This is a genomic window from Fulvimarina thalattae, from assembly GCF_040239565.1.
In the GTDB taxonomy this organism is placed as follows: Bacteria; Pseudomonadota; Alphaproteobacteria; order Rhizobiales; family Rhizobiaceae; genus Fulvimarina.
Genome location: NZ_JBEHWS010000001.1, coordinates 144,610 through 163,440, shown reverse-complemented (window position 1 = coordinate 163,440; position 18,831 = coordinate 144,610). Strand labels below are relative to the sequence as shown.

Annotated in this window: 17 protein-coding genes; 7 read left to right on the top strand and 10 right to left on the bottom strand. The window is 61.7% G+C overall.

Annotated elements, in window-relative coordinates:
- The first annotated feature begins 16 nt into the window (after nucleotides 1-16).
- The 5 genes from ABRA89_RS00775 to ABRA89_RS00755 all read left to right on the top strand — a co-directional run bounded on the left by ABRA89_RS00775 (nucleotide 17) and on the right by ABRA89_RS00755 (nucleotide 4,546).
- Entirely contained in the window at nucleotides 17-1,294 is a 1,278-nt protein-coding gene (locus tag ABRA89_RS00775; RefSeq protein ID WP_349939543.1) for a TRAP transporter large permease, read from the top strand.
- 40 nt (nucleotides 1,295-1,334) lie between these two features.
- Nucleotides 1,335-1,775 (top strand): universal stress protein, encoded by a 441-nt coding sequence (locus ABRA89_RS00770; protein WP_349939542.1) that lies wholly within the window; start codon nucleotides 1,335-1,337, stop codon nucleotides 1,773-1,775.
- Nucleotides 1,776-1,846: 71 nt separating this feature from the next.
- Nucleotides 1,847-2,374 carry an Lrp/AsnC family transcriptional regulator gene (locus ABRA89_RS00765; RefSeq protein ID WP_349939541.1) on the top strand — a complete coding sequence of 176 codons (528 nt, stop codon included), beginning with the start codon at nucleotides 1,847-1,849 and terminating at the stop codon, nucleotides 2,372-2,374.
- A gap of 193 nt (nucleotides 2,375-2,567) precedes the next feature.
- Nucleotides 2,568-3,941: an aspartate aminotransferase family protein gene (locus ABRA89_RS00760; RefSeq protein ID WP_349939540.1), complete on the top strand. Its 1,374-nt coding sequence runs from the start codon at nucleotides 2,568-2,570 to the stop codon at nucleotides 3,939-3,941.
- Between the two features lie 269 nt (nucleotides 3,942-4,210).
- Nucleotides 4,211-4,546: a DUF1289 domain-containing protein gene (locus tag ABRA89_RS00755; protein WP_349939539.1), complete on the top strand. Its 336-nt coding sequence runs from the start codon at nucleotides 4,211-4,213 to the stop codon at nucleotides 4,544-4,546.
- A 147-nt stretch (nucleotides 4,547-4,693) separates the two neighbouring features.
- Here ABRA89_RS00755 and ABRA89_RS00750 read toward each other — a convergent pair whose 3' ends face one another.
- The 10 genes from ABRA89_RS00750 to ABRA89_RS00705 form a co-directional block, all read right to left on the bottom strand.
- Nucleotides 4,694-5,173: a Dps family protein gene (locus ABRA89_RS00750; protein ID WP_349939538.1), complete on the bottom strand. Its 480-nt coding sequence runs from the start codon at nucleotides 5,171-5,173 to the stop codon at nucleotides 4,694-4,696.
- 121 nt (nucleotides 5,174-5,294) lie between these two features.
- Complete coding sequence (locus tag ABRA89_RS00745; protein ID WP_349939537.1) at nucleotides 5,295-5,801, bottom strand: hypothetical protein; 507 nt, start codon at nucleotides 5,799-5,801, stop codon at nucleotides 5,295-5,297.
- Nucleotides 5,802-6,270: 469 nt separating this feature from the next.
- Complete coding sequence (locus ABRA89_RS00740; RefSeq protein ID WP_349939536.1) at nucleotides 6,271-7,863, bottom strand: solute:sodium symporter family transporter; 1,593 nt, start codon at nucleotides 7,861-7,863, stop codon at nucleotides 6,271-6,273.
- 192 nt (nucleotides 7,864-8,055) lie between these two features.
- Nucleotides 8,056-8,502, bottom strand: coding sequence for a hypothetical protein (locus tag ABRA89_RS00735; protein ID WP_349939535.1), 447 nt, complete (start codon nucleotides 8,500-8,502; stop codon nucleotides 8,056-8,058).
- A 173-nt stretch (nucleotides 8,503-8,675) separates the two neighbouring features.
- A complete protein-coding gene (locus ABRA89_RS00730) occupies nucleotides 8,676-9,608 on the bottom strand; it encodes a c-type cytochrome (RefSeq protein ID WP_349939534.1) in 933 nt (310 codons plus the stop codon).
- 55 nt (nucleotides 9,609-9,663) lie between these two features.
- Nucleotides 9,664-10,560, bottom strand: coding sequence for a substrate-binding domain-containing protein (locus ABRA89_RS00725; protein ID WP_349939533.1), 897 nt, complete (start codon nucleotides 10,558-10,560; stop codon nucleotides 9,664-9,666).
- Entirely contained in the window at nucleotides 10,541-12,940 is a 2,400-nt protein-coding gene (locus ABRA89_RS00720; protein ID WP_349939532.1) for a PQQ-dependent dehydrogenase, methanol/ethanol family, read from the bottom strand. Before ABRA89_RS00720 ends, ABRA89_RS00725 begins: the two co-directional genes overlap by 20 nt.
- Before the next feature lie 331 nt (nucleotides 12,941-13,271).
- Nucleotides 13,272-14,039: an ABC transporter ATP-binding protein gene (locus ABRA89_RS00715; RefSeq protein WP_349939531.1), complete on the bottom strand. Its 768-nt coding sequence runs from the start codon at nucleotides 14,037-14,039 to the stop codon at nucleotides 13,272-13,274.
- Nucleotides 14,036-15,109 carry a FecCD family ABC transporter permease gene (locus ABRA89_RS00710; RefSeq protein WP_349939530.1) on the bottom strand — a complete coding sequence of 358 codons (1,074 nt, stop codon included), beginning with the start codon at nucleotides 15,107-15,109 and terminating at the stop codon, nucleotides 14,036-14,038. Before ABRA89_RS00710 ends, ABRA89_RS00715 begins: the two co-directional genes overlap by 4 nt.
- Complete coding sequence (locus ABRA89_RS00705) at nucleotides 15,106-16,248, bottom strand: ABC transporter substrate-binding protein (protein ID WP_463671227.1); 1,143 nt, start codon at nucleotides 16,246-16,248, stop codon at nucleotides 15,106-15,108. The genes ABRA89_RS00710 and ABRA89_RS00705 overlap by 4 nt, the downstream gene beginning before the upstream one ends.
- 190 nt (nucleotides 16,249-16,438) lie before the next feature.
- On the opposite strand from ABRA89_RS00705, the gene ABRA89_RS00700 reads away from it, so the two are divergent.
- A complete protein-coding gene (locus ABRA89_RS00700; RefSeq protein ID WP_349939956.1) occupies nucleotides 16,439-17,233 on the top strand; it encodes a class I SAM-dependent methyltransferase in 795 nt (264 codons plus the stop codon).
- 109 nt (nucleotides 17,234-17,342) lie between these two features.
- Nucleotides 17,343-18,818, top strand: a complete 1,476-nt coding sequence (locus ABRA89_RS00695; RefSeq protein WP_349939529.1) for a protein adenylyltransferase SelO — start codon at nucleotides 17,343-17,345, stop codon at nucleotides 18,816-18,818.
- Nucleotides 18,819-18,831 lie beyond the last annotated feature (13 nt).

Sequence of the window (18,831 nt, the reverse complement as noted above, 5' to 3'; positions counted from 1 at the left end):
CGAGGAGTACACTGACATGGCGACCGCAATGATCGTCACGATGATCGTTCTCCTTCTCCTCGGCTTTCCGATGATGATCCCACTGATCGCGGCGACGCTGGTGGGCTTCCTGATCTATCTGCCGATCCCGGCGGACATCATGATCCAGCAGATGCTGGCCGGAATCCGGCCGGCTGCGCTGATCGCGGTGCCGATGTTCATCCTCGCGGCCGATATCATCACCAAGGGCCAGTCCGCCGACCGCCTGATCGATCTCGTCATGCGCTTCGTCGGCCATGTGCGCGGCGGCCTCGGGGTCGCGACGGCGGCAAGTTGCACGCTGTTCGGCGCGGTCTCGGGCTCGACCCAGGCGACAGTCGTCGCCATCGGCGGCCCGCTTCGCCCGCGTATGCTGAAATCGGGTTATTCCGACCCGTTCACCCTGGCGCTGATCATCAATTCGTCCGACATCGCCATGCTCATCCCGCCCTCGATCGCCATGATCATCTACGGGGTCGTCTCGGGCACTTCGATCTCCGAGCTCTTCATCGCAGGCGTCGGCCCGGGCATCCTGATCCTCATCCTGTTTTCGGCCTACGCCTACATCTACGCGCGGATCAACGACATCCCGACCGAGCCGAAGTCATCATGGAACGAGCGGATGAAGGCCGCGGGCGCCGCGGTCTGGCCTCTCGGCTTCCCTGTCATCGTCGTGGGCGGCATCTATGGCGGCATCTTCTCGCCCACCGAGGCGGCTTCGGTCTGCGTCGGCTATGCGCTTCTGCTCGAACTTGTCATCTTCCGGTCCCTGAAGCTCGGCGACATCCTCGATATCGCCAAATCCACCGGCCTCATCACCGCCGTCGTCTTCATCCTCGTTGCGGCCGGTGCGGCCTTCTCCTGGGTGATCTCCTTCCAGCAGATCCCGCAGGCGATCCTCGGCGCGCTAGGCCTTGCCGAAGCCGGCCCTTACACGGTGCTGATCGCGATCTCGATCGCGTTCTTCATCGGCTGCATGTTCGTCGATCCGATCGTCGTCATTCTCGTCCTGACGCCGATCTTCGCGCCACTCATCGACGGGCTGGGCCTCGATCCGGTTCTCGTCGGCACGATCATCACACTGCAGGTCGCGATCGGCTCGGCGACGCCGCCCTTCGGATGCGACATCTTCACGGCGATCGCGATCTTCAGGCGACCTTACATGGAGGTCATCCGCGGCACGCCGCCCTTCATCGTCATCTTGCTTCTCGTCAGCGTCCTGTTGATCGTCTACCCGCCGATCGCCCTCTTCCTGCGCGATCTGGCGTTCCGCTGATGCAATCGATCACGCCGATTGAACCTGTCTGAGGGATAGAATGTACGGAACGATCCTCGTGCCAGTCGATGGTTCGGACCAGTCGAAACGGGCGCTCAAGACCGCGATCGAGATGGCGAAGACTTTTGGCGCGCAGCTCCTGACGCTCTGCGTCTACCGCCACCACTCGCCGCTCGAGGCGTCCCTCTCGATGGTCAAGCCGAAGCTGCTCGAACGGCCCGACGATGCGCTGAAAGTCTATGCCAGCGACATTGCGGGCGATGCCCGCGACGAAGCGATCCGCGAGGGGCTCGGCGATGCCCGCGCCTATGCAAAGCGCGGCCAGCCCTCGCGCGCTATCGTCGAATTCGCAGAGGACCACAAAGCCGATCTCATCGTGCTCGGCGCCCGGGGCACCGGCGATATCGGCGGCTATCTCCTCGGCTCGGTCTCCTACAAGGTGACGTCTCTGGCCTCGATCCCCTGCCTCGTGGTGCGCTGACCATTATTAGGATCGCGCGCTGGAAGCACATCCCCCGAAACAACGCTTTACGCGCCCGCGGCGATGGCTCTATGTCGGAGGTCTCGGGAATACGCATTGGGGGGCTCATGGCACGGGGCGGCATCAAACTGGATGATCGCGACATCAAGATGCTGTCCATCCTCGAAGAGGAGGGCCGCATCTCGAAGGCGGCGCTTGCCGAGCGCGTGAACCTCTCGCCGACGCCCTGTTGGGAGCGCCTCAACCGGCTGGAAGAGTCCGGGATCATCGAAGGCTATGGCGCGCGCATCGCCGAAAGCGCCTATGGGCCGATGACGGTGCTCTTCGTCCTGATCGAGATCGAGAGCCATCGCACCGAGGACTTCACGGCCTTCGAGGCCGAGATCGAGCAGACGCCGGAAGTCACCGAATGCTGGTGCGTGTCGGGGGGATTCGACTATCTGTGCAAGTTCGTGACCCGCGATCTGACGACCTATCAGGAGGTCGTCGAAAGGCTTCTAGCATCCAATGCCGGGGTGAAGCGCTATTTCTCCTATCCGACGATCGGACAGAAGAAGAAGACCGGTATTCCGATCAGCATGATCGAGTCCGCGCGCTAGCGTGTTGGATTGGGCCCCACGGCTTTCCAACGATTTCTCGCCTCGCCTCCCGATCAGCAGACGTTTGTTCGCCTGCTCCTCGCCAGTTTGGCAGGAGCTTCCCACCGCGACTTTGATAGGCTGACACCAACCTTGCGCCACAACGAGGGCGCGCGAAACCTCCCATCTATTTCATAAAAGAAGGCAGCCGGACATGCTCGACCGCAACAACGAACTCGGCGCATTCGACCGCGACCACTTCTTCCATCCCTCCACGCATATGGGCACCCATGCGCGCGGCGAGTCGCCGACGCGGATCATCAAGACCGCGAAGGATGCGACGATCGTCGACCGGGACGGCAAGGAAAGCCTCGACGCATTCGCCGGGCTCTATTGCGTGAACGCCGGCTATGGCCGCACCGAGATCGCCGACGCGATCGCCAAGCAGGCCCATGAGCTCGCCTATTACCACGCCTATGTCGGCCACGGCACGGAAGTCTCGATCCGCCTCGCCAAGATGATCGTCGATCGGGCGCCGGACCATATGAGCCGGGTCTATTTCGGCCTTTCCGGCTCGGATGCCAACGAGACCAACATCAAGCTCGTCTGGTACTACAACAACGTTCTCGGACGGCCTGAGAAGAAGAAGATCATCTCGCGCTGGCGCGGCTATCACGGCTCGGGCGTCATGACCGGCTCGCTCACCGGCCTCCACCTGTTCCACAACGCCTTCGACCTGCCGCGTGCTCCGATCCTTCACACCGAGGCGCCCTATTATTATCGCCGGCCGAACCGCGACCAGAGCGAGGAGGAATTCGCCACCTGGTGCGCCGAGAAGCTGGAGGAGATGATCCTCGCCGAAGGGCCCGAAACCGTCGCCGCCTTCATCGGCGAGCCCGTTCTCGGCACCGGCGGCATCGTGCCTCCGCCGGCGACATATTGGCAGAAGATCCAGGCGGTTCTCGACAAATACGACGTGCTGCTGATCGCCGACGAGGTCGTCACCGGCTTCGGCCGCCTCGGCTCGATGTTCGGCTCAGAGCATTACGGCATGAAGCCGGACCTCATCACCATCGCCAAGGGGCTGACCTCGGCCTACGCGCCGCTTTCGGGCACCATCGTCGGCGAGGATATGTGGAACGTCCTCGTCTCGGGCTCGGACCAGCTCGGCTCGATCGGCCATGGCTGGACCTATTCGGCCCATCCAATCTGCGCGGCCGCCGGCGTCGCCAATCTCGAACTGATCGACAATCTCGACCTCATCGAGAACGTGAAGAGCGTCGGCACACGCTTCAGAAACGGCCTGAAGGATGCGCTCGGCGATCATGCCCATGTCGGCGAAGTGCGCGGCGAAGGCCTGCTGGCGGCGGTCGAATTCGTGAAAGACCGCGACGACCGGGTGTTCTTCGAGGCCGAGGAAAAGGTCGGACCGCGCATCGCCGCCGCCCTTGCCGAAAAGGGCGTCATCGGCCGCGCCATGCCCCAGGGCGATATCCTCGGCTTTGCCCCGCCCTTCTGCCTGACGGCGGAAGAAGCCGATACGGTGGTTGCCCGCACTAAAGAGGCCGTCGCTGAGGTCTTGGGATAAGATCGATCACCCCCGGCAATGAATCTACGCGCGCAAGCAACCGCGTATCGTAGATCGCAAAGACCGCGGCGGCCGCCATGGTGAGAAGTCTCGTTATCGTGGGGCCGCCATTGGCTTTGTCTTGCAAGAGAGGCCGGTGGCCGCCGGTCGAGCGCCTTCTCAGGCGCGTTCCGCCAACACGGCGTGCCTGAGCACCGGACGTCACGCGCGCATCGCGCTTTCGCATCACCGGCCGCTTGCAATCGACGGCTCGTCTATCGATCTTCGGCGTGAGCGAAATCAAGTGCCCCGTGAGCCCCATGACCGTGAACACCCGTCCATCCGATCTCACACCGGAGGAAGCCGAACTCTGGGCCCAGGCGCCGAGCCCCTGCATCGACGTGTGCAAGTACAAGCGCAAAGGCCGCTGTATCGGCTGCTCGATGACCAAAATCGAAAAGCAGATGTTTCCCGAATCCGGCAGCGCGGAGCAGAAGAAGGCCTTCATCGAGAACCTGATCGCGAGTCTCGAAGAGATCGGCCGCAATCCGGCCTTCTGGGCCTATACCTATCGCCACAAATGCGAGCGCGAGGGCGTTCCCTGCCCTATCGAGATCGAAGAATAGGCATCGTCCAAGGTGGACGGAGCATCTCCGGCAGTCTTGGCGACGCACGGTCACACAGCAAGAAGCCGCCGACGCTCCTTAAAGCGTCGGCAGCTTCTTCATGGTCTGTGATGGCGATCGCCAGCTAGCGAACGGGCCTGAAGCGGCTCAGGCGCTCGTCTTCAGGTGGGCGCGCAGCATCCAGGCGAACTTGTCATGAACCTCGATGCGGTTGGTCGCCATGTCGTTGGTGGCCCAGTCGCCGTGCTGCTCTGCAACTTCGGCCAGCGCAGACAGCGTCGAGGAGAGCGTCTCCTGGTCCTTCATCAGGACCTCGATCATGGTCTTGGCATCGGTCTTGCCGTCATGCTCTTCGATCGCGGAGCGATCGAGGAAGACCGAGTAACGGCCCTCGGCATGGGCGTCGAACGCCTTGATGCGCTCGGCGAGGAAGTCCTGCCCCTCGAAATGATCCTCGTAGATCTTCTGGAACAGCTCATGCAGCGGGCCGAAGGCCATGCCGGTGACGTTCCAGTGGAAGTTCTGCGCCTTCATGGTCGTGACCGTGGTTTCGGCAAGCGCCTGGGTCAGCCCCTCTACGATCTCTTCCTTGGCGTTGGGTTCCATCTTGGCTGCGACGAGGCCCATGATGCCATCTCCTTCTAGTTTGGAATGATTCTAAATAGCTGAATCCGAGGTAATACAAGCGCCCGGAGATTTCAACGGTTCATTCGGCGATATATGTATCATTCGCAACCTTTCGCTTGGCTCAAGACGCTTGAGCCGCGTCTTTCCCCATCACGAGTTCGGACAGGGATGCCGCCAGAAAGCGCATCCAGCGGCGACCCTCTCTCCGCACGCGCCAAGTCACGAGGGCTGCCGCTTCCTTTTCCCGGCCTTCCGCGAAGGCCGCAAGCAGGCGCAACATCCAGATTTCATCGCTGGACGGATGCCGAGTACCCGGACGATAGAGCTCGATAGATGTCGAGCCATGGCTCGCAAGACCGCGGAAAAACGCATTCGCGACCGGTTCGATCGCGCGCACCCGGTCGGCGGCGAGAAGATAGCAGGCCCGTTCGATATCCGGGCGAGGCTGGAGCCGGCTTTTCAGGGCAAGCCAGCGAAGCCGGTTGAGCCGGTCGAAATCCGCCTCCGAAAGCTCCGAGCGACGAAAGGCCGTCGTCGGGCACCCCCTTCGCGAAAAGGGCACCACCACGCTATCGCCCTCAAGCGCTACCTGTGGCGGGACGTCGAGGCGGATGGCGTTAACAGTCATAAACGGCGCGACCCCTTCAATATGATCGACCACCGACGTTTCGCGCGGCGCTAAACTTGATGATCAGTATCCACATTTATAGCAGATTTCATCTCGCCGGCAAATATTCGAAAAAGCGCGATATCAACGGACTGCAAAGATGACGAAGAGGCTGGTGGTCGTGCAGATGATCACCCCATGCGGTTTTCCGTTTTGATCGAGGTGCTCCGCGACAGGTTTGAGGACCGCTTTTCAAATTGCGATCGCTGGCGCGGATTTGAACAGGATCCGAGATTCGCGCTCCAGCGATTTCCCTCCTCTCGCCAATAACAGCTTGTCCCTGAATGTTCGGCTGCCACCCGATACAGAAAGCATGGCCTGACAAGGCTTCGGCTTCGCCCGCCATCATTTCCGCCAAAGAGCTCGACTCACCTGTGTCGGTTTAACCAGCAGGAGAGATTGGGCGTGCGCAAATCCATCTTTTCTCCGGTTATCCCGTAAAGATGAAGTAGGTCCCGATCACCAGCGTGGTGACGAGCACGCCGGCGATGGGAGCCATCTTCCAGCTGTCCATCTCCACTGCGCCGGACGAGGCGAGCTTGAACGCGTCGCTCCTCGGCCGCAGCTTCGAGGCCACCAGCATGATCGCCACGCAGATTGCGAAGTTGATCGCCTGGATGTGCAGGAAGTGCGGATAGGCATCGCCGAAATACGGGGCGACGATGAACTGGCTGACGCAGTAGAAGACAAGCCCGAAGACGAGCGCGATATTGGCCCCGATCGCCGGAACCCATTTGGTCATGTAACCGATGAGAACGACCGAAAGGATGGGGATCGAATAGGCGCCGTTCAGCTCCTGGAGCAGGCTGTAGAGCCCTTCCGGAGCATTGGCGATGAAGGGCGCGATCGTCATGGCGAGAATTGCCAGCACGATCCCGCAGATCTTGCCCGCGCGCACGACCTCGGCATCGCTCGCCTCGGGCCGGAACTGTTGACGGTAGATATCGATGCCGAAGAGCGTCACCGAGCTGTTCAGAACCGAGTTGAACGAAGAGAGGATCGCGCCGAACAGCACCGCTGCAAAGAAACCGAGCAACCACGTGGGCAGGACTTCGGCGACGAGGGCAGGATAGGCATCGTCCGGGTTCTGCAATTCACCCTGGAAGATATGAAAGGCGATGATGCCCGGCAGCACCACGATGAAAGGCACCAGCACCTTGAAAAGGCCGGCAAGCAAGAGACCTTTCTGCCCCTCTCGCAGGTTTTTGGCCGCAAAGGCCCGCTGGACGATGGCCTGATTGGTGCCCCAGTAGAAGAGCTGATTGAAGATCAGGCCTGTGAAGAGCACCGAAAACGGCAGGAGACTGTCTTCTCCGCCCCGTGCATCGAATTTTTCGGGATGAGCCTCCCATAAGGTGGACCATCCCGAAAGGATGCTACCATCGCCGATATAGGCGAGACCGAAGATCGGTATTAGCAGGCCGCCGGTGAAGAGGCCGACCGCGTTGATGGTATCGGAGACGGCGACGGCCTTGAGGCCGCCGGCGACCGCGTAGACGGAACCGACCAGGCCGAGAGCCCAGACCGTGATCCAGAGGGCGACCGTATCGCCGACGCCGAAAATGCCCGAGACGTCGAAGATATTCCCCAGCGCGAGCGCGCCCGAATAAAGCACCGTCGGCAGGAAGAAGACGATGTAGCCGATCAGGAACAGGGCCGCGACGAGCGTTCGCGTCAGATGATCGAACCTTTCGCCGATGAATTCCGAGATCGTCGAAATCCCGCCCTTGAGGTATCGCGGCAGCAGATAGAAAGCCGTGAAGACAAGTGCGATTGCGGAGGTCGTCTCCCAGGCCATAACGGCGACACCCGCCTGGAAAGCCTGCCCGTTGAGCCCGACGATCTGTTCAGTGGAGAGATTCGTCAGAAGCAGCGAACCGGCGATGACAACGCCGGTGAGGGAGCGGCCTCCGAGAAAATATCCGTCGGAGGTCCCCTCATCAGTGCCCCGGACCCAGAAATAGGATGCGATGGCGACAAATGCGGTGAACGCCAGGAACGAACCGATAGTCACGACATTCATGGATGCACCTCCTCCCGCGCACCGCACATTGCATGGCTCTGCTCAGAGGCTAGAGCCTTGAGAACAAAACTGGAAGCGTCTCCGTCGGTTCGCGGCCAGGTCTTCCGCCTCGCATCGCGTTGCAACGCTTCCAAGCATCCTCGAGACGGAGATTGCGAGTTTTCGCCCCCAACTCATCACACTGACATCCCCTCATGGATTGTCCCGCTTGAAGTCCGTAATGCACTCGCCCAGCGCGGTTTCGCCGCCGCGCGAGGAGAGATATCGGCGGTCTTCGCCGGATTTGAGTGTGATCTCATCGGTCTCCGGCTCGCGCAAAGCCGACCACAGCGCTTCGAAATCGGCTGAGCATTCCGGACAGTCGGTGACGCCGGCACCGACGAAATCGTGTCGCACATCGAAGATGCGCTCGCCGATGATGACATTGCTCCGCGATCGAGGGATAGGATCGCGGCCATCGACGACCATGCTGATGACTGCGCCTCCGCCGAACCGTTTCGAAACGCATTCGACAGACAGGCGGCTGTTGTCGCCTTTGAGCGTGTAGGTCGTCCCGGTCGCCTCTTCTTCGACCGTCCAGTCGACATCCTCGCCGGTCGTCTTCGTCGCGTCAGCCGCAGCATTCGCCGGTGGGCACATGGAAAGCACCACGGCAAACAATGGCGCGAGGCAACGGACAGCAGACTCGCTGACGTCTCGCCATGCAGAGCCGAAAGGGGTGTCTTGATCCTGTCCGATTACCCGATCAGCAACGGAGAGGCCAAAGTACTCGCTGCCCTCCCTGCGCCGTCTGCTTCCGTCTGTCCGGTACGTCACTGGCTGCTGCTATCCTGCTCTTGCTCCTGCTGCTCGCTGCCGTTCGATCCGCCCTGATCAATCTGTGCTTCCTCACCCGATCCATCACCGGAAGAAGTCTGTCCGGATGAAGCGTTCTGGCTTTCGCCATTCTGACCGCCGGCATCCTCTTCGCCCTGACCGCCCGATTGCGCGTTCGCTTCCTTCACCGGCGGCTCGGAATTCGCGTAAGGGTCCTGGCCATAGCTGAACTCCTTCGTGTTCGACCACGGATCGGCGGTGTCCTGATATTCCGCTGGCACCTGCTCGATCGTCATGGCGTCGAGCGAGACCGTCGTTCCCCAGTTTTCGGCGTTCGGATCCTTGCTGATGCTTTTCACATAGGCGACGAGCTGCCAGATCGCGGCGTCCGGCAGCATCGTGCCATAGGCCGGCATCCCGTTTGGACGCCCCTGCTTGATAGTCAGGAAGATTTCCGCAGGCTCTCCCCCATAAATGAAGACATTGTTGGAAAGCGCGGGGCCCATACCGCCAGCGCCGTTTGGCGCGTGGCAGCCGATGCAGTTCATCGTGTTGAAATAATCCATGCCGCTTGTCGCGGCCGCTTCGTCCATGGCCGGCAGGCTCAGTTCCGTTTCGCCAGGCGCCGCGCCGGGATAGATCGTGTTGACGTCGACCTTCATCAGGCTTTCGGCATCGGGCGAATTGGCGTTGTCAGCCTTCGCCTGCTCTTCGTCCGCGTTCGGGGCCGGGCCGTTGGCATTGCTGTTTTCGCCGATCGTCGCATTGCCGATATCACCGTCTTCTTCGCTCTGGGCCTGCGGCTGCTCCTCCCCATCCGATTGCGCCAGCGCCGGCGTGCAGGCGACCATGGCAAGGGCAGCAACTCCGGCCAGGCGGAGCGATCTCAATTGCGTCGAGAATGCTGGCATGTCCGATACTGGCATCATGGGTGCCTCCTTGGTGATGCCGCCTCGATCCGACGCGGCGTTCGTTTTTCCGCGCCTAGACCCGCGGGATTCCGTATTCATCGAGCAGTTGGTCGATCGCCTCGCGCTTTTCCGCGATGACGGCGTTCAGGCGATCCTTCAGGTCATGATCGTCCTTGCGCACACCCATGCCGATCGGAAACTGGAAGACGAGCGGCAGCAGCTTTTCGGTCTCTTCGAGGGGCGTCAGTTTCAACGCCGTCTCGGATTTCTGCGCGTAGAAGCCGGCGAGAGGGCCCCAGACGATGGCGACGTCGATCTTACCCGCCGCGACATCCTTCACGAGGCGAGATGGCGGCGAGTCCTCTTCGTAATTGCCGTAGATCGAATATCCGACGACGTTGTCGACGATACCCTGCTGCCCCAGCACATGAACGGCGGGCGTATTGGCGCCGTCATCACCGATCAGATGGACGCCGATGGAGAGTTCGCGCAACACGGGATCGGTAAGGGTCGCGACGTCGAGTTCGTCTTTGATCCGGCTGACGAACACATAGGTCGAATTGTAATAAGCTTGGGTCGGCGTCAGGAAGTCGAGCGGCGGCGTGCCCATCACCACGTCGCACGCGCCGGCATTCAGCGTATTACGCAGAAACCCGCGCCGTTCGGCCCACCAGGTGTACTCAACCTTAGTCCCGAGTTCGTCCGCGACGAGGTCGGCGAGTTTGTTCTCGAAACCCTCTTCTTCCGCGTTGGAAAAGGGCAGGTTGTTCGGATCGGCGCAGACACGAAGGGACGAGCCTTCGGCATCGTATGGAGAGATTTCTGCGGTCTCGGTCGCGGTCTTGGCCGCCACCGCGACGCCGTCCGACCGGGCATGGCCGGACTGACTTTGCCCGATCGCCGGTGATGCGGCGAGGATGATCCCCGCCAGTGCCAAACCGAGGACTGGTTTATTGCGCAGCCGCGCCATCGGCGGCCTCCTCGCCGGACGCATCGCCCGAATTCGAACCTCCATCGGCCTGCGGCTCCTGGCCCTCACCAGAGCCCGATCCGTTCGAAGAGCCGCCGTCGGAAGACTGGCTTGCCTGTCCGGACTCACCGCCCTCACCAGATGAGCTCTCTCTCTTCCCGCTTCCTTCCGGCAGCGCGAAGACCATGAGCGTCGAGCCGCCACGGGTATAGGCCGGCAGGTCCTGACTGGCACCGGAGAAGCCCAGCGCGCCATTGCGGACACGGCCATCGAGTTCAGCGGTGCCGATCGCCCCGGCCCAGCCGCCCACACCGGACATGATGGCTACATATTGCCGGCCATCGGAGCCCATGAATGTGGAGGGCTGGCCGATGATTCCGGAGGGTGCCCGGAACTGCCAGAGAGGCTCGCCGTTCGTGGCATCGACCGCCTTGAACCAGCGGTCCATGGTTCCGTAGAAGGCGACGTCTCCCGCCGTGACGACAGTCCCCGAATAGACCGGGAACTCTTCGGTGATCTGCCAGGCCGGCACGCGCTTGACGAGATCCCAGGCCATGAACTGGCCGCGCGTACCCTCTTCCGTCCCTGCATACATGTCGACCGTCGCACCGAGATAGGGCGTGCCGGAAATATAGCTCACCTCGGAGGTGGTCATCGAGGCGCAGAGCGTTTGATGCGGCACGTAGAGAAGCTTGGTTTTCGGCGAATAGGCGGTCGGCTGCCAGTCCTTCGCGCCGGGGGGTGCCGGGCAGATATCGGTGATCGTCTTGCCGAGCGCCGGGTCCTTGTCGGCCACCGGAATCAGCTTGCCGGTCTCCATGTCGACGCCTTCATAGACTGTGACCTTGGAGAACGGATCGGCCGAAATCACCTTACCCGTCGCCCGGTCGAGCACATACATGAAACCGTTACGGCCGGGCCTGACAGCCACTTGCCGCGTCTCACCTTCGATCTCCAGATCGAGCAGCATCACCTCGTTGATGCTGTCATGGTCCCAGAGATCATGCGGCGAGGTCTGATAGGCCCATTTCGCCTGCCCCGTATCCGGATCGCGCGCGAAGATGGTCGCGGCCCAGAGATTGTCGCCCTCGCGCTGGTTGGAGTTCCACGGACCTGGATTGCCGGTCCCGTAATAGATGAGATCGAGCTCGGGATCATAGGTTATCCAGCCCCAGGCCGTGCCGCCCCCGGTCTGCCAGCGATCCTTCGGCCAGGACTTGATGCCGAGGTCCTCGCCCTCCATCCAGGCATAGGGCGCCTTGAAATCGTCGCCGATCAGCACCTCGTCGTCGCTGCCGGTGTGCATGGCCTGCCAGGCGACTTCGCCGCTGGACACGTCGAGCGCGGTCATCCAGCCGCGCACGCCCATCTCACCGCCGGAATTGCCGACGAGCACCTTATCCTTCACGACAAGCGGCGCCATCGTCATGGTCTGGCCGTTGGAGATCTCTCCGAGCTTGGACTTCCAGACGAGTTCGCCCGTCTTCGCATCGACCGCCACGGTGTGGTTGTCGAGCGTGTTGTAGATGATCTTGCCGTCGGCATAGGTCGCGCCGCGATTGACGACGTCGCAGCAGGCAACGCCCTGGGCGGCACGCGCAGTCGGCGGCTGGAACGTCCATTTCAGTTCGCCGGTGGTCGCGTCGAGGGCGAAGAGATTGTTCGGCCATGGGCTCACGATGTACATCATGCCATCGACCACGAGCGGGATCGATTCCTGCCCCCGGTTCACGCCGTTCGAGAAGGTCCATGCGAGCTGCAGATCTCCGATATTGTCGGTGTTGATCTGGTCGAGTTCGCTGTAGCGCGTGCCGCCGTAATTCTTGCCGGGCATGACCCACTGGTTCGGGTCCTTGCTCAGTTCGGCGAGGTCGTTCTCCTGCCCCTCTGAAGCATCTCCGGCGCTTCCTTCTCCTTGCGAATTCGCGGATTGAGCGCCTTCGCCCGAAGCGCCACCATTGTCGGAGTTTTCGGACGCGGCGCTCTCCGAACTGCCACTGTCCTCGCCGCCACTCTCAGAACTTGCAGCCTGATCGTCTTCGCCGGAGCTGCCGCTGGCATCCGATCCCTCGGACGCCGCGTTCTGCGAGCCGGCGTCGGGGTCATCCCCGCCTTCGCCCTGACTTTGCGAACTCTCGGAATCGGAGCCGCTGCCTTGGGATTGTTCATCCTGCTTAGAGTTCTGGGCGCTGGTCCCGCTATTCTGGGAATTGCTGTCGGAATTGGCCGACGGTTGTTCGGCGTTTCCGCCTCCGCCATTGTCCTGGGCGTAGGCGGCGGGCGCTATCGAAAGCGCGAACGCGCAAAGTCCGATTGCAGCTGTATTTTTCAATCCCGAGCGCAAGCGCAACAACCGAGGCGATACTATCGACGAGCTCATGAGATTATCTCCTTCGCACCGGTTTGAAGCGAATGCCGCCTCTTTCCGAAGAGAGGCTGTTGCGACAAAGAACCGCTTCAAGAGCCGTGGTTGGCGAAATCGCGCGCCAAGAGATTTTCCCGCATTGCAGCATTCAAAAACAAAAGCTTAGGCCTCGACACACCAGGGCTTTGGCATGTTTCGAGGAGCTTTCGGTTCAGACGACTTTATTTGCTTGGCCGGCCAATCTTCAGCAATCCGATAACGCCTGCGGACTTGGCGGATATTCCTGGAGCGACGGTCCTGAAGCGACGCGACCGAGATCGGAGGCCCTCTTCGGATATAAGCTTCGCTACGCGACGCTTCTTTCCAGCGGTGCGTCGACGATGACGAAAGGGTTGCCGGCCGAGCAGCGCTCTACGCGGGCCGAGACGCGATAGACCTCCGCAAGGAGTTGGGTCGTGATGATCCGCTCGCTCGGACCGCATGCCGCGAGTGTGCCATCGGCGACAACCATGGTGGTCTCGCAGTAGCGCAGGGCGTGGTTGAGGTCGTGGAGCGCGATGAGGACGGCCATGCCGTTTCGCCCGGCAAGATCGCGCATGAGGGTGAGGACTTCGATCTGGCGATGAAGATCGAGGGCCGAGGTCGGCTCGTCCATCAGGAGAACGCGCGGCCGACGCACCAGAGCCTGGGCGATGGCGACGAGCTGGCGCTGGCCACCGCTCAGGGTACCGAGATCGCGAAAGGCGATATCACCGATGCCGAGCGAAGCGATCGTCTCATCGATGGCTCCGAGATCACCGTCGGCAACCGCCCATCCTGCCGAGCCCTGCTTGGCGGCGAGCAACACCGATTCATAGACTGTGAGGACTGCGTTCGCGCCGGTGTCCTGGGGCATGTAGGCGACAGAATTCTTGTCCGCTCCGCCGCCGAGCGAAACGGTGCCGGGACCGGAAACGAGACCGGCGATCCGTTTGAAGAGGCTGGATTTACCGGCGGCATTGGGGCCGATCAGTGCCGTCAGCGTGCCACCGGTGATTACGGGGGTCGACACCCCGGATATGACCGTGCGACGGCCGTAGGAGACGCCGACATCCTGAAGCGTGAGGCTGGTCATACGCGCTTCCGGCTGGCGAAGACGAGGGAGAGGAAGAACGGCACACCGACGAGCGCGGTTATGACGCCGATCGGCAGGATCGCACCCGGCAGCAGCGTCTTGGAGACGACAGACGTCGCCGACAGAATCAGCGCCCCCGAGATCATCGAGGCCGGGAGAAAATAGCGCTGATCCTCGCCGACCAGCATCCGCGCGATATGCGGCCCGACGAGACCCACGAAGCCGATCGTGCCGACGAATGACACCGGAACGGCTGCGAGAAGGCTGACGAGCAGCATCGTCTCCAGCCGAAGCCGCGAGACCTTTACGCCGAAGCTCGCCGCCTTGTCGTCACCGAGCCGCAAGGCCGTGAGCGCCCAGGCGTTGCGGGCGAGAAATGGGACGGCGAGAACGACGATGGCAGTGGTCAACGCGACCTTTCCCCAGGTCGCCTTCATGAGGCTGCCCATCGTCCAGAATACAACCGCCGCGAGCGCCTGTTCGCTTGCGAGATATTGGAGAAGCGCCAGAAGGGCGTTGAAGGTGAAGACCAGCGCGATGCCGAGGAGGACGATCGTCTCCACCGTGACCCCGCGCATCTGACTGAAAACATGGATCAGAACGGCCGCGAGCATCGCCATCAGGAAGGCGTTGACCGGCACCACGTAATCGACAAGCGCCGGAATCAGTGCAGCGCCGAAGACGATCGCAACGGCGGCACCGAAGCCTGCGGCCGCCGAGATGCCAAGAGTGAAGGGGCTTGCCAGCGGATTGGCGAGAATCGTCTGCATCTCTGCGCCAGCAAGCGAAAGCGCGGCGCCGACGCTGATCGCCATCAGCGCGACCGGCATGCGGATCTCCCAGATCACGACGGATAGCTGGCGATCGACGCCCGAAGGATCGAAGAGAGCGGAAAGCACCTCGGAAAGGCTGTAGCGCGCCGGCCCTAGCGACAGATCGACTGCCACCGACAGGCAGAGCGCGACCCCGAGCGCCACGAGAATGGCGAGACGACGCGCCGACAGGGCGCGATATCGCTCGCGCCCTGTCATGGTCCGTCCAGTCCCTGTTTCGGATACCGCCAATGTCATGAAGGATCGGCAGCGAGTGATGCGAAATAGCCTGGTTGGTAGTCGACCGGCAGGAATCGCTCATGCAGCTCCCTGAAGGTCGCCTCGGGGTCGAGGTCCTCGAAAAGCTCCGGGTGCAGCCACTTTGCCATCTGCTGGATCACGACGAACTGGTAGGGGCTGTTATAGAACTGGTGCCAGACGCCATGAAATTCGTTGTTCTCGGCGGCCTTCACACCGGTAAAGGCAGGACGCTCGGTCAGTGCGGCGAGCTTGCGCCGTGCCTCCGTCATGTCCGAGCCGGGCCCGAGGCCCACCCACGCGCCGCCGGGCACATAGGCCTCCCACTGGGCCCCCGTTGCGATGACCACGTCCGGATCGGAGGCGATGATCTGCTCCGGATTGACCGTGCCGAACGTGCCGGGAATGAATTCGCTCGCCATGTTGATGCCGCCGGCCATTTCGACCATCTTGCCGAAATTCTCGTTGCCGAAGGACATACAGCACTCTTCCGAATAGCCTGCAGCGCGCTCGACGAAGACCAGTGGCTTATCGGGGTTCGCTTCGGCGAGACGGTCCGCGACCTTGGCGATCTCGGCATCGCGGAATTCGATCAGTTCGCGCGCCCGATCTTCCTTGCCGAACAGCGTGCCGAGGATTTCGAGGCTCTTGCTGGTATGCTCGATCGGCGCTTCGCGAAAATCGATATAGACCAGCGGAATGTCGACGGCGGCGAGCTTTTCGACCAGCCCAGCGTCCTCGGTCGCGCCTTTGGCTTCCAGATTCATAACGATGATGTCCGGATCGAGGGCAATCGCCTGCTCGACGTCGAACGTGCCGTCCTTGATGCCGCCGAACGTCGGCAGATCGTCGATCTCAGGATATTTCGCCTGATAGACATCATAGGTGTCGGGGTCCGCCTTCATCAGATCGTCGCGCCAGCCGACCACCTTGCCGAACGGGTCTTCGGTCTCGATCGCGGCAAGGGCATAGATCAGCCGCCCTTCGCCGAGGATCGTGCTCTTCACGGGAACGTCGACTTCCACACTGCGCCCGGCAATGTCCTCGATGGTCACGGTTTCCGCGCCGGCCGTCATTGAGGCAAGGAAATAGAATGAGGCCGCAGCAAGGCTGCCCGCCCATCGGCTGTGTCTGAACATCGATCGGTTCCGCTGAAGAGAATTCGCGGCGACGCTATTGCGCGATGATCTTGGTGTCAAATAATATAATCTGTAACCATTCTAACTTGTAAAGATTAGAATCGTTTCAAAGAGAGTTTTCAGCGATTTCGATGATCGTTCTTTAGAACTGGAATAAGTCTAAAGTGACATCGAAAGACGTTTAACGGGGATCGTGGCGTTGAGTACTGCGAATTTCGGCCTGCGCGAGGAGATCAAGGCCTATTGGTCCGATCGGGCGGAAAACTTCGATGACGAACCGGGTCATGCGATCGTGCCGGGCGCGGAAGAAGCTGCATGGCAGCAACTGATGCGTCGGCATCTTGGCGAAGGCGGCGGGCGGATGGTGCTCGATCTCGCCTCCGGTACCGGCGTCGTCTCCCTCCTCCTCGACGGTCTCGGCTGGCGCGTGACAGGGCTCGACTGGTCCGAGCCCATGCTGGAACGGGCGCGCCAAAAGGCGAAAGCACAAGGTCGCAATATCCGCTTCCTCACCGCAGATGCCGAGCGTACGATGGAGCCCGACCAGACCTATGATGCGGTCGTCACGCGGCATCTCGTCTGGACGCTGGTCGACCCGGTCGCCGCTTTCCGCGAGTGGCACCGGGTTCTGCGACCGGGCGGGCGCCTGCTCCTCGTCGATGGTGACTTCGTGAACCAGAGCCGCACGGCCAGAGCCCTGGCCTGGTTTTCAGAACTCCGGCAAACACTGCGCGCACAAGGACCAGCTGAGTTGACGCAGCGAATGCGGACGCACCGCGATATTCTCTCGCGTGTTCACTTCGCCGATGGCGCGCGCGCCGAAGAAATTGCCAGGATGCTGGCCGAAGCGGGCTTCATCGATATCCGGATCGAGAAGCGCCTCTGGCGCATTCATGCGGCGCAACGGCGGAGCTTTGGCTTATCGAAATGGCTGGAGCGCGTTGCCCAGCACCGCTATGCGATTTCGGCTACGCGGCCGGATTAGGCGGGAGTTTCGTGCCGAATTCGCCCGGTGAAACTCTCGCAATCGGGCATCATCGACGCCACGTTTCCGTTCGAATGAAAGAACGGGCGACGAGATCAGGGCGGAACGGATGACGGCACATTTTTCCTTCGACAACAGCTATGCGCGGCTCGGCGAGAGCTTTCACCAGCCGATCATGCCGACGCCGGTGACGGCTCCACGCCTCATCAAGCTGAACCGACCTCTCTGCGAGGAACTCGGGCTCGACGCGGATGCGCTCGATACAGCCGAAGGGGCCGAGATTTTGTCAGGCAATCGGCTGCCCTCCGGCGCCGATCCGATCGCTGCCGCTTATGCCGGGCATCAGTTCGGTAATTTCGTCCCACAGCTCGGCGATGGTCGCGCGATCCTCATCGGCGAAATCGTCGATGGGAATGGCCGGCGCCGGGACATCCAGCTGAAGGGGAGCGGGCCGACCGCCTTTTCCCGCAGCGGCGACGGGCGGGCCGCGCTCGGCCCGGTCCTGCGCGAGTATCTCGTCAGCGAGGCGATGGCCGCACTCGGCATACCGACGACGCGCGCACTCGCCGCGACCGCAACCGGCGATCCGGTCTACCGGGAAACGGAGCTTCCTGGGGCAATCCTCACACGCGTCGCTTCGAGCCATGTGCGGGTTGGCACGTTCCAGTTCTTCGCCGCACGGGGCGATAAAACCGCGATACGCCAGCTCGCCGATTATGTCATCGAGCGGCACTATCCCGCGATTGCGAAAGCACCCAATCCATACGAGGCGCTGTTGGAGGTTGTGGCCATGCGTCAGGCAAGCCTCGTTGCCCGATGGATGCATGTCGGCTTCATCCACGGCGTCATGAACACGGACAATATGTCGATCGCTGGTGAAACGATCGATTACGGTCCCTGCGCCTTCATCGACAGCTACGATCCGGCCACGGTTTTCTCCTCGATCGACCGGCAGGGGCGCTATGCCTACGGCAATCAACCGAGCATCGCGAGCTGGAATCTCGCGCGTCTCGCCGAGTGCCTGCTGCCGCTTCTCGATCCCGATCAGGACAAGGCCGTCAAGATCGCGGAAGAAATCCTGTCCGGCTTCGCGTCGGCATTCGAGACCTCGTATCTCGACGGTTTCAGAGCCAAGATCGGATTGCAGACTTCGCAACCGGCAGATGCCGAACTGATCAACGATCTTCTAGCCCTCATGGCGCACCAGAAGGCGGATTTCACCCTGACCTTCCGCAAACTGAGCCAAGCGACAGAGGACAAGGAAGGCCATACCTCTCCACGCGACCTGTTCGACGAGCCGGCTGGTTTCGACGGCTGGGCAGCCCGCTGGCGTGAACGCCTTGCGACAGAGCCGAGGGACACAGGCGAGCGCCGTACCGCAATGGATGCGGTGAACCCGGCGATCATTCCGCGAAATCATCTGGTGGAAGAAGCTCTCACCGCAGCGTTAGGCAATGATCTCACGCCGTTCGAGCGCCTCAACGAGGCGCTTGCGAAACCTTTTGAGGAACGCGCGGAGTTCGCCGACTTTGCAAACCTGCCGCCGGAACGAAAAGGGCCCTATCGTACGTTCTGCGGAACGTAAAAGAGGCTGTTCG